5 protein-coding genes are annotated in these 10,905 nt (G+C 71.6%); all 5 read right to left on the bottom strand.

Annotation, left to right across the window (positions count from 1 at the left end; translation table 11 throughout):
* Positions 1-158: 158 nt before the first annotated feature.
* The 5 genes from AB0N17_RS12435 to AB0N17_RS12415 all read right to left on the bottom strand — a co-directional run bounded on the left by AB0N17_RS12435 (position 159) and on the right by AB0N17_RS12415 (position 10,884).
* Complete coding sequence (locus tag AB0N17_RS12435) at positions 159-1,871, bottom strand: NAD-dependent malic enzyme (RefSeq protein ID WP_366011184.1); 1,713 nt, start codon at positions 1,869-1,871, stop codon at positions 159-161.
* Positions 1,872-1,966: 95 nt separating this feature from the next.
* A complete protein-coding gene (locus AB0N17_RS12430) occupies positions 1,967-2,977 on the bottom strand; it encodes a hypothetical protein (protein WP_366011183.1) in 1,011 nt (336 codons plus the stop codon).
* A gap of 23 nt (positions 2,978-3,000) precedes the next feature.
* The gene (locus tag AB0N17_RS12425; protein WP_366011182.1) at positions 3,001-7,806 is read right to left on the bottom strand and encodes an RHS repeat-associated core domain-containing protein; all 4,806 of its coding nucleotides are present in this window, start codon (positions 7,804-7,806) and stop codon (positions 3,001-3,003) included.
* Between the two features lie 117 nt (positions 7,807-7,923).
* Positions 7,924-8,811 (bottom strand): EamA family transporter, encoded by an 888-nt coding sequence (locus AB0N17_RS12420; RefSeq protein WP_366011284.1) that lies wholly within the window; start codon positions 8,809-8,811, stop codon positions 7,924-7,926.
* A 147-nt stretch (positions 8,812-8,958) separates the two neighbouring features.
* Positions 8,959-10,884, bottom strand: a complete 1,926-nt coding sequence (locus AB0N17_RS12415; protein ID WP_366011180.1) for an ABC transporter ATP-binding protein — start codon at positions 10,882-10,884, stop codon at positions 8,959-8,961.
* Positions 10,885-10,905 lie beyond the last annotated feature (21 nt).

The raw sequence follows: 10,905 nt of genomic DNA, 5'->3' as shown, positions 1-10,905 counted from the left end.
GCAGCGGAGCCAGAAACAATCAAGCGTGCTTGCATGAATTTGGGGGGCGTGAGGGGCTGGGTCTTGGCAGGCCGTTGCGTGGGGCGGGAGTTGCCCGTGCGCGGCGCCACGGGAGTTGCGCGTCCCGTGCCGCGGTGGGGCCGCTGTCGGGATCGGGGTCAGACCGCTTCCACCGGTGGGTACACCGGCTCCCAGCGGGCCGCGCGCACCGCCTCCTCGATGTCGTCCAGACCGGCCCGGGCGACCCCGTCCTCCACGGCCGTCCGGGCCACGGCCACGGCGACCGCCTCCGAGGTGCCGCGCAGGTCGCGGATCGGCGGGAGGACCGGGGCGCCCAGCCGGGCGACGTCCGAGTCGTCGGTCCTGCGGGCCACCGCGTCCGCCGCCGCGCGCAGCATGCCGTCGGTGACCCGGGAGGCGCGCGCCACGATCGCGCCGAGGCCGAGGCCGGGGAAGACCAGGGCGTTGTTGGCCTGGCCGATCTCGTACGCCGTCCCGTCCCGTTCGACCGGGGCGAAGGGGCTGCCGGTGGCGACCAGGGCCCGGCCGTCGGTCCAGGCGAACAGGTCGGCGGGGGTGGCCTCGGCGAGGTCGGTGGGGTTGGACATGGGCAGGATGATCGGGCGTTCGGTGTGCCGGGCCAGCTCGCGCACGATGTCCTCGGTGAAGGCGCCGCTCTGGCCGGAGGTGCCGATGAGGATGGTCGGGCGGACCCGGCGGACCACCTCGTCCAGGGGGATGCCGGGCAGGCTGTCGTCGCGCCGCCAGCCGGCGGTGTCGTCGGCGGGGCGGGCGTACGGCCGCTGGAAGTCGCGGAGCTCGTCGCCCTGGTCGGTGGTGAGCAGGCCGTACCGGTCGACGCACCAGAACCGGGCGGTGGCGTCGGCCTCGGACAGCCCCTCGGCGACCAGCGCGTCACGGAGCTGGTCGGCGACGCCGATGCCCGCCGTGCCGGCGCCGAAGACGACGATCCGGTGCTCGGGCAGCGGGACCCCGGCCGCCCGCACACCGGACAGCACGGCGGCGAGATTGACGGCACCCGTGCCCTGGATGTCGTCGTTGAAGGTGCACACCTGGTCGCGGTAGCGGTCGAGGATGCGGCGGGCGTTGGCGGTGCCGAAGTCCTCCCAGTGCAGCAGGGCGCCCGGGAAGAGCTTGGTCGCGGTGGTGACGTAGGCGTCGATGAAGGCGTCGTAGCTGTCGCGGTCGGCTCGGGGGTGCCGGTTGCCGAGGTAGAGAGGGTTGTCGAGGAGGTCCTGGCGGTTGGTGCCGACGTCGAGCATCACGGGCAGGGTGCGGCGCGGGTCGATGCCGGCGGCGGCCGTGTAGACGGCGAGCTTGCCGACGGCGATGTCGATGCCGCCGACACCCCAGTCGCCGATGCCGAGGATGCCCTCGCCGTCGGTGGCCACGATCAGGTCGACGTCGGCGGCGCCGAGGCCGCTCGCGCGCAGCGAGCGCTCGATGTCGTCGGGGGCGTCCACGGAGAGGTAGACGCCACGCGGGCGGCGGTACTCGTTGCTGTAGCGGCGGATGGCCGTGCCCACGGTGGGGGTGTAGACGATGGGCAGCATCTCTTCGAGGTGGTCGCCGACGAGCCGGTAGAACAGCGTCTCGTTGCGGTCGTGCAGGGCGGCGAGATTGACGTTCCTGGCCAGGTCGCTCGGCTGCTCGCGGTACTGCGCGTAGGCACGCTCCACCTGTTCGTCCTGGGTGAGCACGTGGGGCGGGACCAGGCCGACCAGGTCCAGGGCCCGGCGTTCGTCCTCGGTGAAGGCGGTCCCGCGGTTGATCCGGGGGTCGGCGAGGACGGCCCGGCCGCGGGCGGTGATCCTCAGGGGGCGGGGGGTGGTGTCACGCGCGTCGCTCATGGGGTCCGCCTTTCCGTCGGGCTACGGCCCACTCAGGAGTCTGGCGGAGAGCCACGATGCTCGCAGGCGGAGCGGGCACCGGCCCGGCGTCCCCGTCACGGAGCGTCGGCCACCCGCCACCTGCGGACCACGTCCTCTTGCGCCGTCAGCCATGTTCCGTCCCCCAGCGCCAGCGGGTCGAAGCAGGCGGTGCCGGGGTAGTCCAGCTCGGCGACCGGCTGGAGGGTGTGGCCGTCGAGGATCAGGTGGCGGTTGTCCTCCGAGTCCTCTTCCTCGGCCGCGGCGGCCAGGACACGGTCCTTGTCGAGGAAGCCGGTGCGGTATCCGACGAAGCGGAGATCGTCCGGCAGCACCTCCTCCGCCTCGGCGCAGACGTCCGGCTGCCCCGGCTCGTACCGGGTGAGCCACTCGCCGCCGACGTCCAGCTGGAGGAAGGCGCCCCCCAGGCTCAGCCCGGCGATCACCTCCGTCGGCAGGCCGATCGGGTCTGCCCGGAGCTCCTCGCCGTGCAGGGTCACCGCGAAGGTGAAGAACGTGTCTCCCTGCAGGGCGTCCAGGAAGATCTGCGACGGATGAGTGATCGACTGCTTGAACGCGTAACCGGCCGAGGCGGACGGAAGCTGTGCCTGGGCCACCCGGCGGCCGTCGGCCAGATCGAACGCGACGCACAGATCGCCCAGGTAGGTGCCGGCAGCCTCTTCCGGCCCAGGCACGGTCACGAGCAACCGGGCCCCCGCCGGATCGGCGACGCATGACGCGGAGCCGCCGCTGCCCTGCCACTCCTCGGACTCCTGCGTCCAGCGCACCCGGCCGTCGGCCCCGTACACCGTCACGCGACCGCCTCCGCACACGGCGAGGCCCCCGTCCGGCAGCGGAGAGGCGAAACCCTGCTGTCCGGAGGGCAACGGAAACGGCCACCGCCGGGCCTCTCCCAGCACCCGAGAGGGGTCGTCGGCGACGCGCCCCACGACCAGCTCCCCTTCGGCCTCCGCGATCAGCCAGTTCGCACCGGCGCGAGTCAGAAAGGCGTCGTACCACATGAACCGCTCGCCGAACCCGGGGAAGTCCTCCTCGGCCAGAAGCTCAGCGGTGAGGCGGGTGGGCATATCTGCTTACCTCTGTTTCGGGTTCAGACGGGCGAGTGGCGTCCGGGCCAGTAGAACTGTGTCTGCTGGGTGCCGTGGGTCTTGGGATGCACCAGTCCAAACATAGCCCCGCCGGTACCGCGGACGATCGGCGCACAGAATTCCTTGCACACGCTCTTCGACGCCGCCCCGTGGGTGGGCAGCCAGTTGTCCTTCGCGTCGGTGATGCCCTGTTCCGCCGCCGACTGGCGGTCCGCCAGGTTCCTCCGGTGCAGGAAGTGCAGGATGTTCTGTTCGGCGTGGCCGCCCTCCTCGCCCTTGGGAATCTTCAGGTACTGGTCGTTGGGGAGCGGGATCAGCCCCAGTTGCTTGGCCAGTTTCACCTGGGCCGGGTTGAGCTTCTTCTTGCTTGTGCCCGCCACGAAGGTCACGGGACCGTTCGGCGTGTGTGCGTGGATGACGGCGACGGTCTGCCTCTCGCGCGCTATGCCCGGCGGCATGAGGTTGTTGATCTGCTGCGCCATGTTCTCCAGTGACTGAAGGCACGGCGCGAGCCCCATCGGGTCCGACATGGTCGCCGGGTTGTCCACGTACCCGGCGGGATTGGGTGCGGGGTCCAGCCCGAGCGGGTCCGGGGTGAGGTACCGGCCGGCCTCGGGGTCGTAGTGGCGGAAGTGGTTGTAGTGGAGTCCTGTCTCCTGGTCCGCGTACTGGCCGGGGAACCGCAGGGGCATGTACGCGGTCGCGTCACGGTTCCAGGCGGTAGAGCCCCACAGGCCGGCCCGGCCGTGCCAGGCGATCTCCCCGTCTTCGCCGACGAGTTCGGTGGGGGTGCCGATCAGATCGGTGACGATCGCGAAGAAACGGGAGTCGAGGTCCTCCCGGTCGTCACCCGCCCGCCGCCGCTCCGTCTGCGCCACGGGCCGGACCCCGTCGTACTCCCAGGTCAGCGTCGTCCCCGTGATGCTGTCCTGTTGCTCCGACAGACGGCCCCCGTCCCATGAGAAGACGGTCTCCTCGACCGCTGTCCCGTCCGCCGCGTGGCGCCGCTTCACCGTGCGACGCGCGAAGGCGTCGTACGTGTACGTCCACAGCACGCCGTCGGGTGTGGTGCACGACGTGAGTCGGTCCTCAGCGTCCCAGGTGTAACGCCAGACGTCCGGCTTCCGGGACAGGCGCTTGCGCCGGCGCTCGACGACACGGCCGGCCGCGTCGTAGGTGTACTGCAGGGAACCTGCCGAGCGGAGCCGTGTCCCGTCGTAGTCCCGCGGACCGCGCGCGTCGGGGTGTGGTGCCCGGTCGGGCCAGGAGGCCTCGGTCTGGTTGCCTTCGCTGTCGTAGAGGTACCGCTCGGTCCAGTTCCGTGCTTCGACGGCCAGCGGGCGGCCGTCGGGGTCGAGCGAGAACTGCCTGTGCTCCCCCGTCCGTTGTTCGGTGACCGCGAGGAGTCGGTGGTCGGGGCGGTAGGTGTAGGCCCTGGCACGCAGGGTTCGCCCCTGGCTGAGCAGAGTCTGCTCGCTGACCCGGCCGACGGCGTCCCAGGAGGTGGCGAGGGTGACAGCGCGGCCGGACAGGCCGAAGGTGCGCGTGACTTCCTGGCCCACGGCGTCGTGCGTGAAGCGCAACGGCCGGTCCGCGAGTTCCATGCGCGTACGGTTGCCGGCCGCGTCGTAGGTCTGACGGGTGACCGTGCCGCCGGGCGTCGTACGGCCGATGCGGCGGCCCACGGCGTCATAGGTGTAGCGATGGGTACGACCGTCCACCGTCTCGGCGGTGAGCCGGCCCCGCACGTCCCATTCCAGCTCCATCGCGGACTGCGGGGACCGCGCGCGCAGCAGACGGCCCGCCGGGTCGTACGCGAAGGAGGTGACGGCCCCGTCGACATCCTTCACGACGAGGCGCCCGAGGGCGTCGTAGCGCTGGGTGACGGTCTGCCCGAGCGGATTGGCACGGGCGATCGTACGGCCGGTGGTGTCGTGGGTGTAGGTGAGGGTCCGGCCGTCGAAGTCGGTCTCGCGCACCACCCGCCCGGCCCGGTCGTAGGTGTAGGACCAGCTCTGCCCCTTGGAGTTGCGGACCTCGGTGAGGCGCATCTCGGTGTCGTAGGCGAACTCGTAGCGCGCACCGCCCGGCTGGATCCGGGCCGCGAGCAGGCTGAAGTGGGTGTACTCGTAACGGGTCGTTCCGCCGTTCGCGTCCGTCTCGGTCAGGCGGTTGCCTTCGCCGTCGTACGTGCGCGTCTCCTGGGTGCCGTCCGGTTCTACACGGCGCAGCAGGTGGCCTTCTGCGTCCCATTCCAGACGCGTGACGGCGCCCAACGGGTCGGTGATCGAGGTGGGCCGGCGGAACGCGTCACGGGTGAAGGTCCAGGTGTGGCCGAGGGCGTCGATGCGGGCCATCGGCAGACCGGCCGGGTCGGGCCGGAATGTCTCGGTGGCGCCGAGGGCATCGGTGATCGCCGTGATGGCACCGCGCTCGTCGTGGGTGAAACGGGTGACCGTGCCGTCGGGTGCGACCAGTTCGGTGTGGTTGCCGGCCCGGTCGTACGCGCACCGCCATACGGCTCCGTCGGGGCCGGTCATGACGACCGGCATGCCCCGCCCGTCGTACTCTGCGGTGGTGACCGTGCCGTCGGCCTCTCGGACAGCGATCAGGTTGCCGTTCTCGTCCCACGTCCACTCGGTGGTGCCGCCCGCCGCATCCGTGCGGCTCAGCAGGCGGTCGTAGCGGTCCCAACGCTGGGTGACAGTGTTCCCGAGCGGGTCCGTGACCCCGACGATCTGGCCGCGCCAGTTGGCGTGGTACACGGTGGGACGGCCGAGGGAGTCCGTGTAGGTGACCGTCGTCATGCCCTCGGCGTCCGGGGCGCCGTACGTGATGCCGGAGTCGAGGATGCCGTCGCTGCCCCGGGTGGCGACGACGCGGCCGCGGTCGTCGTATTCGTACGCGAACGTGGTGCCGTGCGAGTCGTGCCAGCCGGTGATGCGGTGTGCGGGGTCATAGGTGAAGCCCGTCGGGACGTCCAGGCCGTTGCGCACCTCGACCAGGTCGGCCGCGTCGTCGTAGCCGTAGGAACGCAGCCGGACCGGGCCGTCCTCGGTGAGCAGGTGCAGGGCGGTGACGCGGTCGCCCCCAGGGGAGGCATCGACCCGAATGCGGTATCCACAGGTGTGGGTCACAGCGGTGGGAGTGCCGGCGTCGTCGCGCTCGATGCCGATGGCGTTGTGGTTCCGGTCCTCGATGTCGGTGAGCCACCACACGCCGTCGTGTGCCGGGGACCGTTCGAAGCAACGGCGGAGGCCGGAGTGCGGGTCGTCCACCGTCAGGACGTACGTCGCGCCTGCACTGACGTAGGTCAGGGGCAGACGCTCACCCTCGGCCGGCTGCACCCGGTCGCCCACGAGATCGGGGAGCCGGGGGTAGACGAGGATCGAGCCATCCTCGCGGTACCACCGCGCACCGCCCGCGGCACCGCCGCCGTCGTCGAGTCTCTCGTCCAGTGTGGAGCACCAGGACGGGCCGAAGAAGCGTCCGGAGAGGTACCCCGTCAGATGAGTGCGGCGCAGGGTCAGCGGCAGGACGCCGGCCAGATCGGCATCGGTCTGCGCCAGGACCATCTGCCCGCTGGCCATGTCCACCGGGTCGCCGCACAGCTGCCTGTTGTTCATCGCGCGGGCCTGCTTGGACAGGTCCGCCGGGTGGAGTCCGGGGCCATCCTCCGGGCCGGGGCGCCCGTGCTTGCCCCCGCCCGTACCTCCGCCCTCACCGAGTCCGATGCCGTCGATCTTGGTGCGGATGCCGAGGTCGTTCTGCTTGTGCGACCGGGAGGCGGCCCTCACCCGGTCCGGAACGGTCTCGGTGACGTGTTTGGCGATCTTCTTGAGGGCCTTCTCGGAGCCGTGCAGCGCGCCTTCCAGGACCGAGTCGAAGGCCTGGGTGAAAGGGTCCCTGCCCTTGGTCCGGCCGAAGGCACCCCTGGCCCGGCCGAGCGGGCCGGAGCCGGCCAGGTGCAGTTCGCTGCCGTGCGAGGAGACCCGGCCTGCGCCGCTCTCGAACTCCTCGTGGTCGATGAACAGGTCCGCGCCGCCTCCGCCACCGCCCGCGGAGGCGAGCACGAAGCCGCCGCCCATGCCGCCCGCCGAGGCCAGTTGCATGCCGCCGTGTCCGTGCCCGTGCGCGCCCGTACCACCGGCGCCGCTCCCGCCGCCACTGCCCGCGCCTGTACCCGTGCCGGTGCCGTTGCCGGTGCCGGTGCCGGTCGGGTCAGGAGGCAGGGAGAAGGCGTCGTTCGCCAGGTTCAGGACCGCGTCCTCGACCATCGCCTCCAGCTTGGCGTTGACCGGTCCGGTGACCTTGGCGACCAACTCGTCCACGACGCGGTCGGCGGCCTCGTCGATGATGCGTTTGACCAGCTGCCGCATTGCCTGGGTCTCCGCGGCGCCGAGGACGGCGGACAGACCGCCGGTGACGAAGGAGAGGCCGACGGACAGGCCCACCGAGCCCGCCATGACGGCGAGCTCGGCCTCGGCCTTCGTCTTCATCCCGAAGATGATGTCCGCGACCACGTCGCACGCGTCGGCGAACAGCCGGGCCAGCTCCGGGATCTTGTCCAGGTGCCCGGCCTTGACCTGTGCCCAGTGGGTCTGCATCGAGTGGACGGCCCAGCCCTTGGACGAGGCGAGGATCTGCTCCACCGACTTGTGCGCGTCGGCTCCATGCCCCTCGAACTTGTCCGCGAACTCCCGCATGGCGTCCGCCATCTCGCGGTAGTCGTCCTCGTCCACGTTCGGAAAGTGGATCCCGATGAAATCCAGGATCTCGTCGAGCCAGCCGGGCAGGACGTAGCCCATCCCCCGTCAACCGCCTTCCCCTACCGGTTGCACAGCGCGTCACACGTGCGAATGAATCCTAGCGAGGTGACTTGACAGGGGATCAGGTCCGTCGCGCCTTGTGACGAAGTCAGGACCTCAGGCCTCGGGGGCGGGCTCCACGCGGGTCTTGCCCCGGCCCACCTGGGTGCGTACCGCGCCGATGCTCGCCGCGATGACCAGGGCGATCGCGGCCGCCTCCGCGGCGGAGAGGGACTGGCCGAGGATCAGGAAGCCGGCCGTGGCCGCGATGGCCGGTTCCAGGCTCATCAGGATGGCGAAGGTGGACGCCGGCAGGCGGCGCAGGGCCAGGAGTTCGAGGGTGTAGGGCAGGACCGAGGAGAGCAGGGCCACCGCCGAACCGAGCGCGGCGGTGGTGGGGTCGAGCAGGCGGGTGCCGGCCGAGGCGATGCCGATGGGCAGGAAGAGGACGGCCGCCACGGCCATGGCGAGCGCCAGGCCGTCCGCCTGCGGGAAGCGGCGGCCCGTACGGGCGCTGAAGACGATGTACGCCGCCCACATGGCTCCGGCACCGAGCGCGAAGGCGACACCTGTGCCGTCGAGGTCGCTGAAGCCCCCGCCGCCGAGCAGGAAGACACCGAGCAGGGCCAGGCCCGCCCACAGCATGTTGATGGCGCGCCGGGACGCCAGCACGGACAGGGTCAGCGGGCCGAGCACTTCGAGGGTGACGGCCGGGCCCAGCGGGATGCGGGCGACCGCCTCGTAGAAGAGGCCGTTCATCGCGCCCATGGCGATACCGAACACGATCACCGTGCCCCAGTCGGTGCGCGAGTGGCCGCGCAGCCGGGGGCGGCAGACCAGCAGGAGGACGATCGCCGCCGCCAGCAGGCGCAGGGTGACCACGCCCGCCGCACCGGCCCGCGGCATCAGGGTCACCGCGAGGGCGCCGCCGAACTGCACCGAGATCCCGCCGGCCAGGACCAGCCCGACGGGCCCGAGCGAGCCGAGACGGCCCGGACCTCCCACGGGAGTGACCGGGGTCGGCGTGGCGGTGCCGGGAGGGGCGGTGCTGGGGGTGGCGGTCACGGGCGGTCCAGGTTCTTGATCGAGTTCGTTCATCGCGATGTACTGCCGAGTCCAGGGTAATGGACTTGGACAGGTGTGTGAACCCTTTTAGGAACTGTCCCGGGCCCAGCCCTCCGCCGGGGCGTACGCCGCGTACTCCTGCCCGTACGCGTGAACCGTGGGGTACGCCTGGGCCTGGGCGGGGGCCCGGCCCTCCTCCCACAACGGCATGCGCAGCTCGCCCGTGTCCGTCACCGCGTTGTTCTGCGAGCGGTGCAGCCGTGCGTACGCCCCGCCCCGGGCGAGCAGTTCCTCGTGCCGGCCCGTCTCCACGATCCGGCCCCGGTCCACGACGAGGATGCGGTCGGCGTCGGGGGCGAGGTTGAGGTCGTGCGTGATCACGATCGTCGTACGGCCCGCCATGAGCCGGCGCAACGGTTTGACCACCCGGCGCGCGGCCAGCGCGTCCAGGCCGGTGGTCGGCTCGTCGAGGACCAGGACCGGGGCGTCGCGCAGGATGGCGCGGGCGATGGCCAGGCGCTGGAGCTGGCCGCCGGACAGCCGGGCCGAGTGGGGGTCGACCCGGCTGTCGTAGCCGTCGGGGAGCCGGACGATGAAGTCGTGCGCGTCGGCCGCCCGCGCCGCCTCCTCGATCGCCTGCTCGCTCGCGCCGGGCCGGCCGCACGCGATGTTGGCGCGCACGGTGTCGTGCAGGACGAGGGTCTCCTGCGGCAGCAGGGTGACGTACTCGCGGAGACGTGCGAGCGGGAAGTCGCGCAGCGGCACGCCGTCGAGGAGGACCTCGCCCGCGTCCGGGTCGTAGAACCGGAGCAGCAGCTTGGACACCGTGGACTTGCCCGCGCCGCTCGGGCCGGTGACGATCACCAGCTCGCCGGGGCTGACCGTGAACGAGAGGTCTTCCAGGGCGGTCCGGTCCGCGCCCGGGTAGCGGAAGGCGACGTCCCGGACCTCCACGGTGCCGTACGGGCGGCCCGTCTCCGTGCCCCGGCGGGGGTCGGTGACCGAGGGCCGGACGTCCAGGATCTCGATGAGCCGCTCGGCGCCCGCCGTGGCCGCGGTGACCGTGAGGCCCAGCTGGGCGAGGCCGCGCACCGGCGGGTAGAGGTAGCCGAGGAAAGCGGCGAAGGCGAGGAGCCGGCCGAGCGTCATCCGGCCGGTGGATATCTCCCAGGCGCCGATGCCGATCACCGCGAGCACACAGACCGTCTCGATGACCTGCACGAGCTGCTCGTAGGCCTCGTTCAGGCGGGTGGAGCGGACGGAGGCACGGAACCAGGCCGTCGCCTCCTCGTGCAGCCGGCGGCGCTCGGCGTCCCGGCGGCCGTAGGCCTGGGTGAGGACGATGTTGCCGAGGGACTCCTCCACCACGGAGGTGATCGCGCCGTCGGCGACCCGGCCCGCGCGGGAGACGTCCTTGATGGAGCCGGAGAAGCGGCGGGCCGCCAGCCAGAAGAGAGGGGCGAGGACGAAGGTCGCGGCGGCCAGGTCCCAGCGCAGCCAGAACGCGGCGGCGGCGTAGAAGAGGGCGGAGAAGGCGGCCGAGGCGGCGCCGATCAGCCCGGAGACGACCATCGTCTCGATCGCTTCCACATCACTGGTCAGCCGGGAGAGCAGATCGCCCTGGCGGTGCCGCTGGAAGAAGTGCGGCGGCAGCTGCTGCACATGGTCGAAGACGTGCTCGCGCAGGCGCATCACGAACCGCTCGGTGGCCCAGGCGGCCAGCGAGTTACCCGCGTAGCCGACGACGGCCCCGAGCACCGCGACACCCAGCCACTGCGCCGCCGGGGACCAGAACGCGGCCGGCGAGCCCTTCTCCAGGGCGTGGTCGGTGAGATCGCCGAACAGCAGGACGGCCTCGGTCTCGGCGAGCGCGGCCAGCACCGTGCACAGCCAGACCAGCAACAGCCAGCGGCGCAGCCCCCGGGTCAGCGGCCAGAAACGCCGGAAAGCGGTGCGGGCCGGAATGGTCGGGGCGTCCTCGTATTCGGATTCCTCGGCCTCATCGAATTCCATGCGCATTCCCTCCGCTTTTTC

The sequence above is a fragment of the Streptomyces sp. NPDC051133 genome, from assembly GCF_040682635.1.
Taxonomy (GTDB): Bacteria; Actinomycetota; Actinomycetes; order Streptomycetales; family Streptomycetaceae; genus Streptomyces.
This window is presented reverse-complemented; position numbering and strand designations above follow the sequence as displayed.